Raw genomic sequence first — 19,033 nt, forward strand, 5'->3', positions numbered from 1 at the left:
ATGCTCATCTCGTCCGTTGCCAGGGAGTCTGCACGGATCGCCAAAGACGCTCAGCCTGCAGTCTCCCTGGCAAGACGGTCAGCGGGGGTGCAGTCTCCCTGGCAAGACGGTCAGCGGGGGTGCAGTCTCCCTGGCAAGACGGTCAGCGGGGGTGCAGACTCCCTGGCAACGCGGTCAGCGGGCCTCGCCGAGAAGCTGCTGGATGCGGCCCACACCCTCGGCGAGGTCGTTGTCGCCGAGCGCGTAGGACAGCCGCAGGTAGCCACTGGGGCCGAAGGCCTCACCCGGCACGACCGCGACCTCCACCTCGTCGAGGATCAGGGCCGCGAGCTCGGCCGAGGTCTGCGGGGTGCGGCCGCGGATGGTGCGGCCCAGCAGTCCCTCCACGCTGGGGTAGGCGTAGAAGGCACCCTGCGGTGTCGGACAGTGCAGGCCGTCGATCTCGTTGAGCATCGACACCATTGTGCGACGTCGCCGGTCGAAGGCCACCCGCATCTCGTCGACGGCCTCCAGGGACCCCTGGAGGGCCGCGACCGCAGCACGCTGGGAGACGTTGGCGACGTTGGAGGTGGCGTGCGACTGCAGGTTGGTGGCCGCCTTGACGACGTCCTTCGGGCCGATCATCCAGCCGACCCGCCAACCGGTCATGGCGTAGGTCTTGGCGACGCCGTTCAGCACGACGCAGGTGTCCGCCAGCTCGGGCACCACGACAGGCATGGACGGCGCCTGCGCTCCGTCGTAGAGCAGGTGCTCGTAGATCTCGTCGGTGACGACCCAGATCCCGTGCTCCAGCGCCCAGCGGCCGATGGCCTCGACCTGCTCGGGGGGGTAGACCGCCCCGGTGGGGTTGGACGGGCTGCAGAACAGCAGGACCTTGGTGCGGGCGGTGCGGGCCGCCTCCAGCTGGTCGACGGTCACCAGGTAGCCCTGGTCGGCGCCCGCGAACACCTCGACGGGGACGCCGCCGGCGAGCCGGATCGCCTCCGGGTAGGTCGTCCAGTAGGGGGTCGGCAGGACGACCTCGTCGCCGGGGTCGAGCAGCGCCGCGAAGGTGTTGTAGACCGCCTGCTTGCCGCCGTTGGTGATGAGCACGTTCGCGGGCTCCACGGCATACCCCGAGTCGCGCAGCGTCTTGTCCACGACGGCCTGCTTGAGCGCAGGGAGGCCCCCCGCGGGTGAGTACCGGTGGTTCACCGGGTCCTGGCACGCGGCGACCGCGGCCGCCACGACGTAGTCGGGCGTGGGGAAGTCCGGCTCGCCGGCGCCGAAGCCGATGACCGGACGGCCCTCCGCCTTGAGGGCCTTGGCCCTGGCGTCGACGGCGAGGGTGGCAGACTCGGCGATCGAGCCGATCCGGGCGGAGATGCGGGACGGGTGCTGGGTGCTCTGGCTCACAGGCCCATCCTGTCATCAGGGCCGTTTCGCCATCACCCCCGATGTCACGTAGACTTCCGCGTCGGGTGTTGAGTCACTCACACTGGCGTCTGCCCACCGGGCGCCGGAGGGCACTAGCTCAATTGGTAGAGCACTGGTCTCCAAAACCAGCGGTTGGGGGTTCGAGTCCCTCGTGCCCTGCGCGATCGGTCACCCGACCGAAAGAGCAGCACAACAGGCAACCCAGCAGAGAGGCGCCGACGTGGCCAACAGCAGCGCGCACGACACCCAGGGTGTCGACCGCTCCGGCGGCTCCGGCCTCCCCGCGCGACCGGGCTCGTACATGGCCCAGGTGATGGCCGAGCTGCGCAAGGTCGTCCGTCCGACCCAGCGCGAGCTGATCACCTACACGATCGTCGTGATGGTCTTCGTCAGCGTGATCATGGCCTACGTGTTCGGGCTGGACCAGGTCTTCACCCGCCTGGTGGGTTTCGTCTTCGGCGGGTGAGCCTGCCGTCGGTCCGACCGACACCGCGCCGGGTCGCCCGGTCGTCCTGACCGCCCTCGTGCGGTCACCGCTAGTCAGAAGTGAGGAAGTTAGGTCATGTCGCAGGAGTGGACCCCCGAGAACGACGAGGACACCACGCCGCAGGACGTCGCGTCCGAGGACACCGACGCGACGCCGACCGTCGACCTCGCGGAGACCGACGACGTGACCGGTGGTGACGGCGAGGCCGACGCCGCCGAGGACGCGGCGGACGACGCCGCCGCGGCTGAGGCGGAGGACGAGGTGGACCCGGTCGAGGAGTTCAAGGCCACGCTGCGCTCGCAGTACGGCGACTGGTACGTCATCCACTCCTACGCCGGCTACGAGAACCGTGTGAAGCACAACCTGGAGACCCGGATCACCTCCCTCAACATGGAGGACTACATCTTCGCCGTCGAGGTGCCGATGGAGGAGGTCACGGAGATCAAGGGCGGCGTGCGCAAGCAGGTGCGCCGCGTGCGGATGCCGGGGTACGTCCTGGTCCGTATGGAGCTCACGGACGAGTCCTGGGGTGCCGTGCGGCATACCCCCGGTGTGACCGGCTTCGTGGGCAACGCCCACCAGCCCGTGCCGCTGAGCCTCGACGAGGTCTTCACCATGCTCGCCCCGGTCTTCGAGCAGCCGGCAGCAGCCAAGACGCCCGCGGCGGCCTCCGGTGGCGGGCTCTCCCCGCAGACCCAGCCCGAGGTCGACTTCGAGATCGGTGAGTCCGTCACCGTCATGGAGGGTCCCTTCGAGACCCTGCCTGCCACCATCTCCGAGATCATCCCCGAGTCGCACAAGCTCAAGGTGCTGGTCTCGATCTTCGGCCGGGAGACCCCGGTCGAGCTGTCGTTCAACCAGGTCGCCAAGATCTGAGCGGACGACGGACCTCGCTTCCGCGAGGACACTGCAACCGGGTCATCGCCCATGGCGTCGGCCCAACACCCCAACACGAAGGACCCGACACATGCCCCCCAAGAGCAAGAAGGTCTCCGGCTTCATCAAGCTGCAGATCCAGGCCGCACAGGCCACGCCCGCCCCGCCCGTCGGCCCGGCCCTCGGCCAGCACGGCGTCAACATCATGGAGTTCGTCAAGGCCTACAACGCCGCGACGGAGAGCCAGCGCGGCAACGTGATCCCGGTGGAGATCACGGTCTACGAGGACCGTTCCTTCACCTTCGTCACCAAGACCCCGCCGGCCGCCGAGCTCATCAAGAAGGCTGCTGGAGTCGCCAAGGGCTCCGGCGAGCCGCACAAGACCAAGGTCGCCAAGCTCACCCAGGCCCAGGTCCGGGAGATCGCCGAGCAGAAGATGACCGACCTCAACGCCAACGACCTCGACCAGGCCGCCAAGATCATTGCCGGCACTGCACGGTCGATGGGCATCACCGTCGAGGGCTGACGCTCCCGACGAGACGGTCGGCGGCCGCAGGCCGCCCCGTCGTGGCAGGACCAGCGCTGGTCCGTTCACCACACCTCCACCCTCTCCACAAGGAGCACTCATGAAGCGCAGCAAGGCATACCGCGCCGCCGCCGAGAAGATCGGCGCCGACGCCCTGTACGGGCCTGTCGAGGCCATCCGCCTCGCCAAGGAGACGTCCAACACGAAGTACGACGCGACCGTCGAGGTCGCCCTGCGTCTGGGCGTCGACCCGCGCAAGGCGGACCAGCTGGTCCGTGGCACCGTCAACCTGCCCAACGGCACCGGCAAGACCGCCCGGGTCCTGGTCTTCGCCAACGGTGACCGCGCCGAGGCGGCCCGCACGGCAGGTGCCGACCACGTCGGCTCCGACGAGCTCATCGAGAAGGTCGCCGGCGGCTGGCTCGACTTCGACGCCGTCGTCGCGACCCCCGACCTGATGGGCAAGGTCGGTCGGCTGGGCAAGGTCCTGGGCCCGCGTGGTCTGATGCCGAACCCGAAGACCGGCACCGTCACGATGGACACCGCCAAGGCGGTCACCGACATCAAGGGCGGCAAGATCGAGTTCCGCGTCGACAAGCACGGCAACCTGCACTTCATCATCGGCAAGACCTCGTTCGACGAGAAGGCCCTGGCGGAGAACTACAGCGCCGCGATGGACGAGATCCTGCGGCTGAAGCCGGCTGCAGCCAAGGGTCGCTACATCACCAAGGCGACCATGGCGACGACGATGGGCCCGGGCATCCCGCTGGACACGTCGCGCACCAGCAACCTGGTGGACTCCGCCGCGGAGTGAGCTGACCTCATACGCATCACCCCGAGGCCCCCTGAGCAGCACGCCCAGGGGGCCTCGTGCTGCCCGGCCCCCGGTGACCGATGTGCGCGCCGGTGTCCCTCTCGAAGCCGACACCGGCGCGCGGACCGGTCACGGGTGCGGGCGCGGTGGGGGAGGACCACGGAGGGGATTTGGGTCGAGGGGCGGGGTGCGGATAGTCTGTGCCTACCAATGACCGCCGGTCATCGGTGTGCCCTGCTCGCAAGAGCGAGGGGCACACCGATCGAAGGCCCCGCATCGACGGGCGACCAGCGCAGGTGAACGAGTGTCAGTCAGCATCCTCTGCTGCCCGAGCCCCGTGCGCCTGCGCCGGGGCTCCCGTCATGTCCGGGCCGTCCGGCACCACGTGACGAAGGAGGCCCCATGGCGACACCTGAGAAGGCTGCAGCCATTGCCGAGCTGACGGAGAAGTTCCGCGGCTCGGGTGCGGCCGTGCTCACCGAGTACCGCGGTCTGACCGTGGCCCAGCTCTCGCAGCTGCGGACCTCGATGCGTGAGCACGCGACCTACGCCGTGGTGAAGAACACGCTCACCAAGCGTGCTGCTGCAGAAGCCGGCATCACCGGCTTCGACGAGCACCTGCAGGGCCCGACGGCCATCGCCTTCGTCACCGGTGACCCGGTCGAGGCTGCCAAGGGACTGCGTGACTTCGCCAAGGCCAACCCCGCACTGGTGATCAAGGCCGGCCTGCTCGACGGTAAGCCGTTGACGGCCGAGGAGATCACCAAGCTCGCCGACCTGGAGTCCCGCGAGACGCTGCTGGCCAAGCTGGCCGGCGCGATGAACGCCTCGCTGAGCCAGGCCGTCTACCTGTTCGCCGCGCCGCTGTCGCAGACCGCCCGGGTCGTCGACGCGCTGCGAGCCAAGGTCGAGGAGGAGGGTGAAAGCGCAACCGCCGACGCCCCCGCCGAGGCCACCACCGACGTCGCCGAGGGTGGCGACACGGACCCCAGCACCGCTGGGGACAGCTGAGCCGGCTCGCCCGGACCAGCATCATCCACACCACGCCACTCACGGCACCAGTAGGAAGGAACGCCCACCATGGCGAAGCTGAGCACCGCAGAGCTCCTTGACGCGTTCAAGGAGATGACCCTGATCGAGCTGTCCGAGTTCGTGAAGGAGTTCGAGGACACCTTCAACGTCACCGCCGCGGCCCCCGTCGCCGTTGCCGGTGCCGCCCCCGCCGCCGGTGGCGGCGAGGCCGCCGAGGCCGAGGAGCAGGACGAGTTCGACGTCGTCCTCGAGGCCGCGGGCGACAAGAAGATCCAGGTCATCAAGGAGGTCCGCGCGCTGACCTCCCTCGGCCTCAAGGAGGCCAAGGACCTCGTGGACGGCGCCCCCAAGCCCGTCCTGGAGAAGGTCGACAAGGAGGCCGCCGAGAAGGCCAAGGAGGCCCTCGAGGGCGCCGGCGCCACCGTCACCCTCAAGTGACACCGTCCCGGGCCAGGCCCGGGACACCCCAGCACGTATGACGGGCGGGACCACCCACGGTGGTCCCGCCCGTCCGCGTCGTGGCACCTCCCGGGGAGGTGCGGCACTCCCAGGACTTGACGTGGCCCCCGGGAGAGAGGACGATCGTCGCGTCCGCAGGCGACGACCAGGTCGCGGCTCCGTCGAGGAGACCCCCTGGAGGCCCGCGCAGAGGTCCGTCCGACCTCGGGGGAGGATTGGACGGAGTGTGCCCAGATGTGTATGGTTGTGCTTTGCGCTGCCCTCCTCCAGCCCCACCTCTCCGGCCGGCCGACGACCGACCGCCTGTCACGCCCATCACGGTGTGCCGGCGTCCGTCCCGGGCTCACCCGTCGAGGACCGGGGCTTGTGGTGAGCACCGCGCTGACCTAGCCGCTTGTACAGGCCCGTGGAAGGACCATCCTTGGCTGCCTCGCGCACTGCGAAGAAGACTGTGTCCACCGCTCGGACGGCATCTGGCCGCCTGAGCTTTGCAAAGATTCGTGAGCCCCTGGAGGTCCCTGACCTCCTGGCGCTGCAGACGGAGAGCTTTGACTGGTTGCTCGGCAACGAGTCCTGGCAGGCTCGTGTCGCCGCAGCCAAGGACTCCGGGCGATCCGACGTCCCCGACCGCTCCGGTCTGGAGGAGATCTTCGAGGAGATCTCCCCGATCGAGGACTTCTCGGGGTCCATGTCGCTGTCGTTCCGCGACCACCGCTTCGAGGAGCAGAAGTACTCGATCGACGAGTGCAAGGAGCGGGACATGACGTACTCCGCTCCGCTGTTCGTCACCGCGGAGTTCATCAACAACTCGACCGGTGAGATCAAGAGCCAGACGGTCTTCATGGGCGACTTCCCGCTCATGACCGACCGAGGCACCTTCATCGTCAACGGCACCGAGCGTGTCGTGGTGTCCCAGCTGGTCCGGAGCCCCGGCGTGTACTTCGAGCGTGCGCTCGACAAGACCTCCGACAAGGACGTCTACACCGCCAAGGTCATCCCCAGCCGTGGTGCCTGGCTCGAGTTCGAGATCGACAAGCGGGACATGGTCGGCGTGCGCGTCGACCGCAAGCGCAAGCAGAGCGTCACCGTGCTGCTCAAGGCCCTCGGCTGGACCGAGGCCCAGATCCTGGAGGAGTTCGGCGACTACGAGTCGATCCGCCTCACCCTGGAGAAGGACCACACGGCCGACCAGGACGAGGCGCTGCTGGACATCTACCGCAAGCTGCGCCCGGGCGAGCCGCCCACCCGCGAGGCGGCCCAGACCCTGCTTGACAACCTGTACTTCAACCCCAAGCGGTACGACCTCGCGAAGGTCGGTCGCTACAAGATCAACAAGAAGCTGGGCCTGGAGGCCCCGCTCAGCGAGTCGGTGCTCGGGGTCGACGACATCGTGGCCACGATCCGCTACATCGTCGCCCTGCACGCCGGTGAGGAGTCCCTGCCGGTGACCCGGGAGGGTGAGGACACCGAGCTGCAGATCGAGGTCGACGACATCGACCACTTCGGCAACCGCCGCCTGCGCAGCGTCGGCGAGCTCATCCAGAACCAGGTCCGCACCGGCCTGTCGCGGATGGAGCGCGTGGTCCGTGAGCGGATGACCACCCAGGACGTCGAGGCGATCACGCCGCAGACCCTGATCAACATCCGGCCCGTCGTCGCCTCCATCAAGGAGTTCTTCGGCACCAGCCAGCTGTCCCAGTTCATGGACCAGAACAACCCGCTGGCCGGCCTGACCCACAAGCGCCGCCTGTCGGCACTGGGCCCGGGCGGCCTGTCGCGTGACCGTGCCGGCATGGAGGTCCGCGACGTCCACCCGTCGCACTACGGGCGCATGTGCCCGATCGAGACCCCTGAGGGTCCCAACATCGGTCTGATCGGCTCGCTGGCCTCCTACGGACGGATCAACCCGTTCGGCTTCGTCGAGACGCCCTACCGCAGGGTCTTCGAGGGCAAGGTCAGCGACGAGGTCGACTACCTGTCCGCCGACGAGGAGGACCGCTTCGTCATCGCGCAGGCCAACGCGCCGCTGCTCGACGACGGCACGTTCGAGGGCGAGCGCGTCCTGGTGCGCGCCAAGGAGGGCGAGGCGGTCGACGTCCCGGCCTCCGAGGTCGACTACATGGACGTCTCGGCCCGCCAGATGGTCTCGGCCGCGACCGCGATGATCCCGTTCCTGGAGCACGACGACGCCAACCGTGCGCTGATGGGCGCCAACATGCAGCGTCAGGCCGTGCCGCTGGTCCGTGCCGAGGCCCCGCTGGTCGGGACCGGTATGGAGTGGCGTGCCGCCCTCGACTCCGGTGACGTGGTCCGTGCGACCAAGGCCGGCGTGGTGCAGGAGGTGTCCGCCGACCTGGTCTCCGTGGCCAACGACGACGGCACCTACACCAGCTACCGCGTGGACAAGTTCACCCGCTCCAACCAGGGCAACTGCTACAACCAGCAGGTCCGGGTGGACGAGGGTCAGCGTGTCGAGGACGGCCAGCTGCTGGCCGACGGTCCGGCGACCGACGGTGGGGAGATGGCGCTGGGCCGCAACCTGCTCGTGGCGTTCATGCCGTGGGAGGGTCACAACTACGAGGACGCGATCATCCTCTCCCAGCGTCTCGTGCAGGACGACGTCCTGTCCTCGATCCACATCGAGGAGCACGAGATCGACGCCCGCGACACCAAGCTGGGGCCGGAGGAGATCACCCGGGACATCCCGAACGTCTCCGACGAGGTGCTGGCCGACCTGGACGAGCGCGGCATCATCCGCATCGGCGCCGAGGTCCGCGACGGCGACCTGCTGGTCGGCAAGGTGACCCCCAAGGGTGAGACCGAGCTGACCCCGGAGGAGCGTCTCCTCCGCGCGATCTTCGGCGAGAAGGCGCGCGAGGTGCGCGACACCTCCATGAAGGTGCCGCACGGCGAGACCGGCACCGTCATCGGCGTCAAGGTCTTCGACCGTGACGAGGGTGACGAGCTGCCCCCGGGCGTCAACCAGCTGGTGCGCGTCTACGTGGCGAACAAGCGCAAGATCACCGACGGTGACAAGCTCGCCGGCCGGCACGGCAACAAGGGCGTCATCTCCAAGATCCTGCCCGTCGAGGACATGCCGTTCCTCGAGGACGGCACACCGGTCGACATCGTGCTCAACCCGCTGGGTGTCCCCGGCCGCATGAACGTGGGGCAGATCCTGGAGCTGCACCTCGGCTGGGCCGCTGCCCAGGGCTGGCAGATCGAGGGCCAGCCCGACTGGGCCAAGCTCATCCCCGAGGACGCCCGCGAGGCCCCGCCGCGCAGCCGCGTCGCCAGCCCCGTCTTCGACGGTGCCCGCGAGGAGGAGATCACCGGTCTGCTGGAGTCGACCATGCCGGCCCGTGACGGACAGCGCCTCATCGGCGAGTCCGGCAAGGCCAGGCTGCTCGACGGTCGCTCCGGTGAGCCGTTCCCCGACCCGGTGTCGGTCGGCTACATGTACATCCTGAAGCTGCACCACCTCGTGGACGACAAGATCCACGCGCGCAGCACGGGGCCGTACTCGATGATCACGCAGCAGCCGCTGGGTGGTAAGGCCCAGTTCGGTGGCCAGCGCTTCGGTGAGATGGAGGTGTGGGCCCTCGAGGCCTACGGTGCGGCCTACGCGCTGCAGGAGCTGCTCACCATCAAGTCCGACGATGTCACCGGCCGGGTCAAGGTCTACGAGTCGATCGTCAAGGGCGACAACGTGCCCGAGCCCGGCATCCCCGAGTCCTTCAAGGTGCTCATCAAGGAGATGCAGAGCCTGTGCCTGAACGTCGAGGTGCTCTCCAGCGACGGGACGCACATCGACCTCCGTGACTCCGACCAGGAGGTCTTCCGCGCGGCGGAGGAGCTCGGTATCGACCTGTCCCGGCGCGAGCCGAGCTCGGTCGAGGAAGTCTGAACGTGCCCCGGCCGGCTCCCGCCCGCGAGGACGGGCCGGCCGGGTGCCACGGCATACCCCCTGAAATCGATGTCACGACTAACTGAGACGAACTGATCTCACGAGAGAAGGAATCACGTGCTCGACGTCAACTTCTTCGACGAGTTGCGGATCGGCCTGGCTTCCGCGGAGGACATCCGCAAGTGGAGCCACGGCGAGGTCAAGAAGCCCGAGACCATCAACTACCGCACCCTGAAGCCGGAGAAGGACGGGCTCTTCTGCGAGAAGATCTTCGGCCCGACCCGTGACTGGGAGTGCTACTGCGGCAAGTACAAGCGTGTCCGCTTCAAGGGGATCATCTGTGAGCGCTGCGGCGTCGAGGTGACCCGTGCGGCCGTGCGTCGTGAGCGGATGGGCCACATCGAGCTCGCCGCCCCGGTGACGCACATCTGGTACTTCAAGGGTGTCCCCAGCCGCCTCGGCTACCTGCTGGACCTGGCGCCGAAGGACCTGGAGAAGGTCATCTACTTCGCTGCCTACATGATCACCAGCGTCGACGAGGACGGCCGCCACCAGGACCTGCCCTCGCTCGAGGCGCAGATCGACGTCGAGCGCAAGGAGCTGCAGAACCGTCGCGACGCCGACGTCGAGGCTCGTGCCAAGAAGCTCGAGGCCGACCTCGCCGAGCTCGAGGCGGAGGGGGCCAAGGCCGACGCGCGCCGCAAGGTGCGCGACTCCGCCGAGCGCGAGATGAACCAGATCCGTCGCCGGGCCGACCAGCAGGTCGAGCGTCTCGACCAGGTCTGGGACCGCTTCAAGAACCTCAAGGTCCAGGACCTCGAGGGCGACGAGATCCTCTACCGCGAGATGCGTGACCGCTTCGGGATGTACTTCGAGGGCGGCATGGGCGCGGCGGCCCTGCAGCAGCGTCTGCAGACCTTCGACCTCACCGCCGAGGCAGCCTCGCTGCGGGAGATCATCGCGACCGGCAAGGGCCAGAAGAAGACCCGCGCCATCAAGCGCCTCAAGGTGGTGACCTCGTTCCTGCAGACCACGAACGAGCCCGCCGGTATGGTGCTCGACTGCGTCCCGGTCATCCCGCCGGACCTGCGCCCGATGGTGCAGCTGGACGGTGGCCGCTTCGCGACCTCGGACCTCAACGATCTCTACCGGCGCGTCATCAACCGCAACAACCGTCTCAAGCGGCTGCTCGACCTCGGTGCGCCCGAGATCATCGTCAACAACGAGAAGCGGATGCTGCAGGAGGCCGTGGACTCGCTGTTCGACAACGGCCGTCGTGGTCGTGCCGTCACCGGCCCGGGCAACCGTCCGCTGAAGTCGCTGTCCGACATGCTCAAGGGCAAGCAGGGCCGCTTCCGCCAGAACCTGCTGGGCAAGCGCGTCGACTACTCCGGCCGTTCGGTCATCGTGGTCGGTCCGCAGCTCAAGCTGCACCAGTGCGGCCTGCCCAAGCAGATGGCCCTGGAGCTCTTCAAGCCGTTCGTGATGAAGCGTCTGGTCGACCTCGACCACGCGCAGAACATCAAGTCGGCAAAGCGCATGGTCGAGCGCGGCCGTTCGGTCGTGTGGGACGTGCTCGAGGAGGTCATCACGGACCACCCCGTGCTGCTCAACCGGGCGCCCACGCTGCACCGCCTGGGCATCCAGGCCTTCGAGCCACAGCTGGTCGAGGGCAAGGCCATCCAGATCCACCCGCTCGTCTGCACCGCGTTCAACGCGGACTTCGACGGTGACCAGATGGCGGTCCACCTGCCGCTGTCCGCCGAGGCGCAGGCCGAGGCGCGGATCCTGATGCTCTCGTCCAACAACATCCTCAAGCCGGCCGACGGGCGCCCGGTGACCATGCCCACGCAGGACATGATCATCGGCCTCTTCCACCTCACGAGCGAGGGCTTCGGCGAGCAGCCGATCCTCACCGACGAGGACGGCGGAGAGCACCTGCGCAGCTTCGGCTCCGTGTCCGAGGCCCGCATGGCCTTCGACGCCCACCAGATCGAGCTGGGCACCCCGGTGCGCATCCGGCTGAGGGAGACCGCGGCCCCGGTGGGTCATGACCTGCCCGAGGACGCCGCCGTCTCCGAGGACGGCGTGGTGGACAGCTTCCTGCTCGACACCACCCTGGGCCGGGCGATCTTCAACGACTCGCTGCCGCCGAACTACCCGTTCGTCAACGACGTGGTCGACAAGAAGCGGCTGTCGGGGATCGTCAACGACCTGGCCGAGCGCTACACCAAGGTGCAGGTCGCCGCGTCGCTGGACTCCCTGAAGGACACCGGCTTCTACTGGGCCACCCGGTCCGGGACCACGGTGGCCGTCTCCGACGTGCTGCCCCCGGCCCGCAAGCCGGAGATCCTGGCCGGCTACGAGACCAAGGCAGCCAAGGTCCAGACGCAGTACGAGCGCGGTCTGATCACCGACGACGAGCGCCGACAGGAGCTCATCGAGATCTGGACGCAGGCCGGCAACGAGGTCGCCCGCGAGCTGGAGACCACCATGCCCAAGGACAACACCATCTACCGGATGGTGACCTCGGGTGCGCGTGGTAACTGGTTCCAGCTGCGGCAGATCGCCGGCATGCGTGGCCTGATGGCCAACCCCAAGGGTGAGATCATCCCGCGTCCGATCAAGTCCAACTTCCGCGAGGGCCTGTCGGTGCTGGAGTTCTTCATCTCCACGCACGGCGCCCGCAAGGGCCTGGCGGACACCGCGCTGCGGACCGCCGACTCGGGCTACCTGACACGTCGGCTCGTCGACGTCAGCCAGGACGTCATCATCCGTGAGGACGACTGCGGGACGGAGCGCGGCTTCCTCATGCCGATCGCGGTCCGCACCGAGGACGGCGCGCTGCGCGAGCACGACGACGTCGAGACCGCGGTCTACGCCCGGACCCTCGCCGAGGACGTCGTGCACGAGGGCCAGACGCTGGCCGAGGCCGGCATCGACCTCGGCGACGTGGTCATCGACGCCCTCGTCGCGGCCGGCGTCGAGCAGGTCAAGGTTCGCTCGGTCCTGACCTGTGAGTCGCTGGTGGGCACCTGCGCACGGTGCTACGGCCGCTCGCTGGCCACCGGCAAGCTGGTCGACATCGGTGAGGCCGTCGGCATCATCGCGGCCCAGTCCATCGGTGAGCCCGGCACCCAGCTGACGATGCGCACCTTCCACACCGGTGGTGTGGCCGGTGACGACATCACGCAGGGTCTGCCGCGTGTGGTCGAGCTGTTCGAGGCACGGACCCCCAAGGCGGTCGCTCCCATCGCGGAGGCCACCGGCCGGGTCCAGGTCGAGGACACCGACAAGGCGCGGCGTCTGCTGCTCGTGCCGGACGACGGCTCCGACGAGCACGCCTACCCGGTCAGCAAGCGCGCGCGTCTGCTCGTCCAGGACGGCCAGCACGTCGACGTCGGCACCCAGCTCGTGGTCGGCGCGATCGACCCCAAGCAGGTGCTGCGCATCCTCGGCCCGCGGCAGACCCAGCAGCACCTCGTCGACGAGGTGCAGAAGGTCTACCGCCAGCAGGGTGTGTCGATCCACGACAAGCACATCGAGGTCATCGTGCGGCAGATGCTGCGCCGCATCACGATCATCGAGGCCGGGGACGCCGAGCTGCTGCCCGGTGAGCTGGTCGAGCGTGGCCGGTTCGAGACCGAGAACCGGCGCGTCGTGTCCGAGGGCGGCAAGCCCGCCTCGGGTCGTCCGGAGCTCATGGGCATCACGAAGGCCTCGCTCGCGACCGACTCGTGGCTGTCCGCCGCCTCCTTCCAGGAGACGACGCGGGTGCTCACGGAGGCCGCGATGCAAGGCAAGTCGGACCCGCTGCTGGGCCTGAAGGAGAACGTCATCCTGGGCAAGCTGATCCCGGCCGGCACCGGCCTGCCGCGCTACCGCAACCTCACGGTGGAGCCCACCGAGGAGGCCAAGGCCGCGGCCTACGCCGTGCCGACGTACGACTCCTACGATGAGTACGCCAACTTCGGCCCGGGATCGGGCGAGGCCGTGCGCCTCGACGACCTCGCCGTCGACGAGCGTCGCTTCTGAGCAGGACAGACCGACCGGACGCGCCGTGCCCCGGGCAGCCATCCCCGACAGGGATGCTGTCCGGGGGCGGCGCGTCCGGCGTCCGGCCGCGGATTTGGTCCTGCTCTGCGCGGCCGGTAACGTAGAGACTTGTGTGTGGGCTCGCCTGCGCACGGCCGGAACCGCTCGATGGGCCAGGACACGGACATCGGGTCGGAGCCGGCGCCGCTCTCGCCGGGCAGTCCGGTCTCACCATCTCATCCCACGACGGGCCGAGGTCTGCGGTGAGCCGGGAAGTGCAGGGGAGAGGCCCGACCGACACACCCGAACGCGGGTGCCGGGAGGGGGACGACCAAGGAGTGCTCTTCGCCCTGCGGCGGAGGCACGGACAACATCGATGTGACGGAGACTCTGTGCCCACGATCAACCAGCTGGTCCGGAAGGGGCGGCAGGACAAGGTCAAGAAGACCAACAGTCCCGCCCTCAAGGGCAACCCGCAGCGACGCGGTGTCTGCACCCGCGTCTACACGACCACCCCGAAGAAGCCGAACTCTGCCCTGCGCAAGGTCGCCCGTGTGCGGCTCACCAGCGGCATCGAGGTCACGGCCTACATCCCGGGCGTCGGCCACAACCTGCAGGAGCACTCGATCGTGCTCGTGCGCGGCGGCCGTGTGAAGGACCTTCCAGGTGTCCGCTACAAGATCATCCGCGGGTCCCTGGACACGCAGGGCGTGAAGGGTCGCAACCAGGCCCGTTCCCGCTACGGCGCGAAGAAGGAGAAGAAGTAATGCCTCGCAAGGGCCCCGCTCCGAAGCGTCCCCTCATCGCCGACCCGGTCTACAGCTCGCCCCTGGTGACGCAGCTGATCAACAAGATCCTGACGGACGGCAAGAAGTCCGTCGCCGAGACGATCGTCTACGGTGCCCTGGAGGGCTGCCGTGCCAAGACCGGCACCGACCCCGTGGCCACGCTGAAGCGCGCGCTCGACAACGTCAAGCCCGCCCTGGAGGTCAAGAGCCGCCGCGTGGGTGGCGCGACCTACCAGGTGCCGATCGAGGTCAAGCCGAACCGCTCCACCACGCTGGCCCTGCGCTGGCTGGTCGGCTACTCGCGGCAGCGCCGTGAGAAGACCATGACCGAGCGGCTGATGAACGAGATCCTCGACGCCAGCAACGGTCTGGGTGCCGCGGTCAAGCGCCGCGAGGACACCCACAAGATGGCCGAGGCCAACAAGGCGTTCGCGCACTACCGCTGGTGACCCGCTCCGGGTGCCGACGCCCTCGGCGACGGCACCCCGGACCGCCAGCACACCGCATACCCAGCACCGCACTGAGCAGAGAAGAGAGACAGTGGCACTCGACGTCCTCACGGACCTGAACAAGGTCCGCAACATCGGCATCATGGCTCACATCGATGCCGGCAAGACGACGACCACCGAGCGGATCCTGTTCTACACCGGGATCAACTACAAGATCGGCGAGACGCACGACGGCGCCTCGACCATGGACTGGATGGAGCAGGAGCAGGAGCGCGGCATCACGATCACGTCCGCCGCGACGACCTGCTTCTGGAAGGACCAGCAGATCAACATCATCGACACCCCCGGGCACGTCGACTTCACCGTCGAGGTGGAGCGGTCGCTGCGGGTGCTCGACGGTGCGGTGGCCGTGTTCGACGGCAAGGAGGGCGTGGAGCCACAGTCCGAGACTGTCTGGCGCCAGGCCGACAAGTACGACGTCCCGCGCATCTGCTTCGTCAACAAGATGGACAAGCTGGGTGCGGACTTCTACTTCACCGTGCAGACCATCAAGGACCGCCTGGGTGCGACCCCGCTGGTCGTGCAGCTGCCGATCGGCGTGGAGAACGACTTCATCGGCGTCATCGACCTGGTCAAGATGCGCGCGCTCACCTGGCGTGGCGAGGTCGCCATCGGCGAGGACTACACCGTCGAGGAGATCCCGGACGACCTGCAGGCCAAGGCCGAGGAGTACCGGGAGACCCTCATCGAGCAGGTCGCCGAGCACGACGACGAGCTCATGGAGACCTACCTCGGTGGCGAGGAGGTGTCGGAGGAGGCGCTCGTCGCCGGCATCCGGCACATGACGGTCAACTCGATGGCCTACCCCGTCCTGTGCGGGTCCGCCTTCAAGAACAAGGGCGTGCAGCCGATGCTGGACGCGGTCATCTCTTACCTCCCCTCCCCGCTGGACGTCCCGCCGATGGTCGGCCACGACGTCAAGGACGAGGACGTGGAGATCGTCCGCCAGCCCTCGGCCGACGAGCCCTTCGCCGCGCTGGCGTTCAAGGTCGTCTCCCACCCGTTCTTCGGGCGCCTCACCTACGTGCGCGTCTACTCCGGGCGGGTCGAGGCCGGCACCGGCGTCATGAACGCCACCAAGGGCCAGAAGGAGCGCATCGGCAAGCTGTTCCAGATGCACTCCAACAAGGAGAACCCCGTGGAGTTCGCCACGGCCGGGCACATCTACGCGATGATCGGCCTGAAGAACACCACGACCGGTGACACCCTCTGCGACCCGCAGAAGCCGGTGCTCCTGGAGTCGATGAGCTTCCCGGAGCCGGTCATCCACGTGGCCATCGAGCCCAGGACCAAGAGCGACCAGGAGAAGCTGTCCACCGCGATCCAGAAGCTGGCCGAGGAGGACCCCACCTTCTCCGTCCGTCTGGACGAGGAGACCGGACAGACCGTCATCGGCGGGATGGGCGAGCTCCACCTGGACATCCTCGTCGACCGTATGCGGCGTGAGTTCAAGGTCGAGGCGAACGTCGGGGCCCCCCAGGTCGCCTACCGCGAGACCATCCGCAAGCCCGTCGTCAAGTACGACTACACCCACAAGAAGCAGACCGGTGGGTCCGGCCAGTTCGCGAAGGTGCAGATGACCTTCGAGCCGCTGGACACCAGCGAGGGCGAGCTCTACGAGTTCAGCAACTCGGTCACCGGTGGCCGCGTCCCCAAGGAGTACATCCCCAGCGTCGACCAGGGCATCCAGGACGCCATGCAGTACGGCATCCTCGCCGGCTACCCCATGGTGGGTGTCAAGGCCACCCTGCTCGACGGTGCCTACCACGACGTCGACTCCTCGGAGATGGCGTTCAAGATCGCCGGCTCCATGGTGTTCAAGGAGGCGGCCCGCAAGGCGGACCCGGTCCTGCTCGAGCCCATGATGGCGGTCGAGGTCCGCACGCCCGAGGAGTACATGGGCGACGTGATCGGTGACGTCAACAGCCGCCGTGGTCAGATCCAGGCCATGGAGGACGTCAGCGGAGCCAAGGTCGTGCGTGCGCTCGTCCCGCTGTCGGAGATGTTCGGCTACGTTGGCGACCTGCGCTCGCGCACCCAGGGTCGGGCCAACTACACCATGCAGTTCGACTCCTACGCCGAGGTTCCCCGGAGCGTCGCGGAGGAGATCATCAAGAAGATCCGTGGTGAGTGAGCAGTACACTCCCTGCGGGATGATGGACCACCAGAAGTAATCCACCCACGTCGCCACCTGCGTCAAAAGAGTCAGTGGCGAATCGCAACAAGTCCTGAGGAGGACCCCCAGTGGCGAAGGCTAAGTTCGAGCGGAGCAAGCCGCACGTCAACATCGGCACCATCGGTCACATCGACCACGGCAAGACGACGTTGACCGCTGCCATCTCCAAGGTGCTGCACGACAAGTACCCGGACCTGAACGAGGCGTCCGCGTTCGACTCGATCGACAAGGCGCCCGAGGAGAAGCAGCGCGGTATCACGATCTCCATCGCGCACATCGAGTACCAGACGGAGAAGCGGCACTACGCTCACGTCGACTGCCCCGGTCACGCGGACTACGTGAAGAACATGATCACCGGTGCGGCGCAGATGGACGGCGCCATCCTGGTCGTGGCGGCCACCGACGGCCCGATGCCGCAGACCAAGGAGCACGTCCTGCTGGCGCGCCAGGTCGGCGTCCCCTACATCGTGGTGGCCCTCAACAAGGCCGACATGGTGGACGACGAGGAGATCATGGAGCTCGTCGAGATGGAGGTCCGTGAGCTGCTGTCCTCCTACGAGTTCCCCGGTGACGACCTCCCGGTCGTGCAGGTCTCGGCTCTGAAGGCGCTCGAGGGCGACAAGGAGTGGGGCGACAAGCTCATGGAGCTCATGGACGCCGTCGACGACGCGATCCCGGAGCCGGAGCGCGAGACGGACAAGCCCTTCCTGATGCCCGTGGAGGACGTCTTCACGATCACCGGTCGTGGCACCGTCGTCACCGGTCGCATCGAGCGCGGCATCCTCAAGGTCAACGAGGAGGTCGAGATCGTCGGCATCCACACCGGCCCGCCGGCCAAGACCACGGTCACCGGCATCGAGATGTTCCGCAAGCTCCTGGACGAGGGCCGTGCGGGTGAGAACGTCGGTCTGCTGCTGCGTGGCACCAAGCGCGAGGACGTCGAGCGCGGCCAGGTCGTCTGCAAGCCCGGCTCGATCACGCCGCACACCGAGTTCGAGGCGAACGTCTACATCCTGTCCAAGGACGAGGGTGGCCGGCACACGCCGTTCTACGACAACTACCGTCCGCAGTTCTACTTCCGGACCACGGACGTCACCGGTGTCGTGCACCTGCCCGAGGGCACCGAGATGGTCATGCCCGGCGACAACACCGAGATGCGCGTCGAGCTGATCCAGCCCATCGCCATGGAGGAGGGTCTGCGCTTCGCCATCCGCGAGGGCGGCCGCACCGTCGGCGCCGGCCGGGTCACCAAGATCCTGAAGTGACCCACCCCCTGGAAGCGCCAGGGACGTGAGAGGGGCCCATGCCGCGTATGCGGTGTGGGCCCCTTCGCTGTGCCCGCCGGGCGAGCCCGTTCGCCCTGTTACGAAGGGCCTTCCTGGGCCCGCTCCGCCACCGATTTGAGTCGGCACGGTCCGTCGTGGCACACTGGGCAGGTTGCTTGTTGCGCGGCGTTGACCCATGTCCTCGCCGCCGGCCGTCCGGCACGCCGCAGCGGGACCTCGAGGGGTTCCCACGCGGCGGGCGATGGCAGCACAAGCCCCGGTCAGACGGGCTCCGGACGACACACACCGATCGCAGACTGATCACCGTGTGCCCGGAGGGAGGGCGACACGCCCGACCTCGGGGGTCGGAGCACTGACCGGCCAGACATGTAAGCGGTTCGACGAGAGAGAGTCAGACAAGCGATGGCGGGACAAAAGATCCGCATCCGGCTGAAGTCGTATGACCACGAGGTCATCGACAGCTCGGCGCGCAAGATTGTCGACACGGTGACCCGTGCCGGCGCGACCGTGGTCGGCCCGGTGCCGTTGCCGACGGAGAAGAACGTGTTCTGCGTCATCCGGTCGCCTCACAAGTACAAGGACAGTCGCGAGCACTTCGAGATGCGCACGCACAAGCGCCTCATCGACATCGTCGACCCGACCCCCAAGGCGGTCGACTCGCTGATGCGTCTCGACCTGCCGGCCGACGTCAACATCGAGATCAAGCTGTAAGGAGGTGCCTA

At 67.9% G+C, this 19,033-nt stretch carries 14 protein-coding genes and 1 tRNA gene; 14 read left to right on the forward strand and 1 reads right to left on the reverse strand.

The genetic code is table 11. From position 1 onward, the window contains the following. Nucleotides 1-174: 174 nt before the first annotated feature. A complete protein-coding gene (locus LVO85_RS04950; protein ID WP_232746307.1) occupies nt 175-1,395 on the reverse strand; it encodes a pyridoxal phosphate-dependent aminotransferase in 1,221 nt (406 codons plus the stop codon). Between the two features lie 107 nt (nt 1,396-1,502). Between LVO85_RS04950 and LVO85_RS04955 the strand changes: the two genes are divergently transcribed. From LVO85_RS04955 to rpsJ, 14 genes are all read left to right on the forward strand, one after another. Beyond that, a tRNA-Trp gene (locus LVO85_RS04955) sits at nt 1,503-1,575 on the forward strand. Between the two features lie 61 nt (nt 1,576-1,636). Continuing rightward, complete coding sequence (gene secE / locus LVO85_RS04960) at nt 1,637-1,882, forward strand: preprotein translocase subunit SecE (RefSeq protein WP_232746308.1); 246 nt, start codon at nt 1,637-1,639, stop codon at nt 1,880-1,882. A 96-nt stretch (nt 1,883-1,978) separates the two neighbouring features. Beyond that, nucleotides 1,979-2,779 (forward strand): transcription termination/antitermination protein NusG, encoded by an 801-nt coding sequence (gene nusG / locus LVO85_RS04965; RefSeq protein WP_232746309.1) that lies wholly within the window; start codon nt 1,979-1,981, stop codon nt 2,777-2,779. Between the two features lie 91 nt (nt 2,780-2,870). After that, nucleotides 2,871-3,305 (forward strand): 50S ribosomal protein L11, encoded by a 435-nt coding sequence (gene rplK / locus LVO85_RS04970; RefSeq protein ID WP_232746310.1) that lies wholly within the window; start codon nt 2,871-2,873, stop codon nt 3,303-3,305. Nucleotides 3,306-3,405: 100 nt separating this feature from the next. Then, on the forward strand, nt 3,406-4,119 hold the full coding sequence (rplA, locus tag LVO85_RS04975; protein WP_232746311.1) for a 50S ribosomal protein L1: 714 nt from the start codon (nt 3,406-3,408) through the stop codon (nt 4,117-4,119). A 402-nt stretch (nt 4,120-4,521) separates the two neighbouring features. After that, the gene (rplJ, locus tag LVO85_RS04980; RefSeq protein WP_232746312.1) at nt 4,522-5,130 is read left to right on the forward strand and encodes a 50S ribosomal protein L10; all 609 of its coding nucleotides are present in this window, start codon (nt 4,522-4,524) and stop codon (nt 5,128-5,130) included. Between the two features lie 69 nt (nt 5,131-5,199). Beyond that, nucleotides 5,200-5,589 carry a 50S ribosomal protein L7/L12 gene (gene rplL, locus LVO85_RS04985; RefSeq protein ID WP_232746313.1) on the forward strand — a complete coding sequence of 130 codons (390 nt, stop codon included), beginning with the start codon at nt 5,200-5,202 and terminating at the stop codon, nt 5,587-5,589. Between the two features lie 442 nt (nt 5,590-6,031). Beyond that, complete coding sequence (gene rpoB / locus LVO85_RS04990) at nt 6,032-9,517, forward strand: DNA-directed RNA polymerase subunit beta (RefSeq protein ID WP_232746314.1); 3,486 nt, start codon at nt 6,032-6,034, stop codon at nt 9,515-9,517. A gap of 117 nt (nt 9,518-9,634) precedes the next feature. After that, the gene (locus LVO85_RS04995; protein WP_232746315.1) at nt 9,635-13,552 is read left to right on the forward strand and encodes a DNA-directed RNA polymerase subunit beta'; all 3,918 of its coding nucleotides are present in this window, start codon (nt 9,635-9,637) and stop codon (nt 13,550-13,552) included. A gap of 392 nt (nt 13,553-13,944) precedes the next feature. Continuing rightward, nucleotides 13,945-14,319, forward strand: a complete 375-nt coding sequence (gene rpsL / locus LVO85_RS05000) for a 30S ribosomal protein S12 (RefSeq protein ID WP_232746316.1) — start codon at nt 13,945-13,947, stop codon at nt 14,317-14,319. Then, entirely contained in the window at nt 14,319-14,789 is a 471-nt protein-coding gene (rpsG, locus tag LVO85_RS05005; protein WP_232746317.1) for a 30S ribosomal protein S7, read from the forward strand. Before rpsL ends, rpsG begins: the two co-directional genes overlap by 1 nt. Nucleotides 14,790-14,880: 91 nt before the next feature. Continuing rightward, entirely contained in the window at nt 14,881-16,983 is a 2,103-nt protein-coding gene (fusA, locus tag LVO85_RS05010; RefSeq protein ID WP_232746318.1) for an elongation factor G, read from the forward strand. Between the two features lie 110 nt (nt 16,984-17,093). Continuing rightward, nucleotides 17,094-18,290 carry an elongation factor Tu gene (gene tuf, locus LVO85_RS05015; protein ID WP_232746319.1) on the forward strand — a complete coding sequence of 399 codons (1,197 nt, stop codon included), beginning with the start codon at nt 17,094-17,096 and terminating at the stop codon, nt 18,288-18,290. A 423-nt stretch (nt 18,291-18,713) separates the two neighbouring features. Beyond that, a complete protein-coding gene (rpsJ, locus tag LVO85_RS05020) occupies nt 18,714-19,022 on the forward strand; it encodes a 30S ribosomal protein S10 (RefSeq protein ID WP_006946210.1) in 309 nt (102 codons plus the stop codon). Nucleotides 19,023-19,033 lie beyond the last annotated feature (11 nt).

The organism is Ornithinimicrobium sediminis, from assembly GCF_021272345.1.
GTDB classification, from domain to species: domain Bacteria; phylum Actinomycetota; class Actinomycetes; order Actinomycetales; family Dermatophilaceae; genus Ornithinicoccus; species Ornithinicoccus sediminis_B.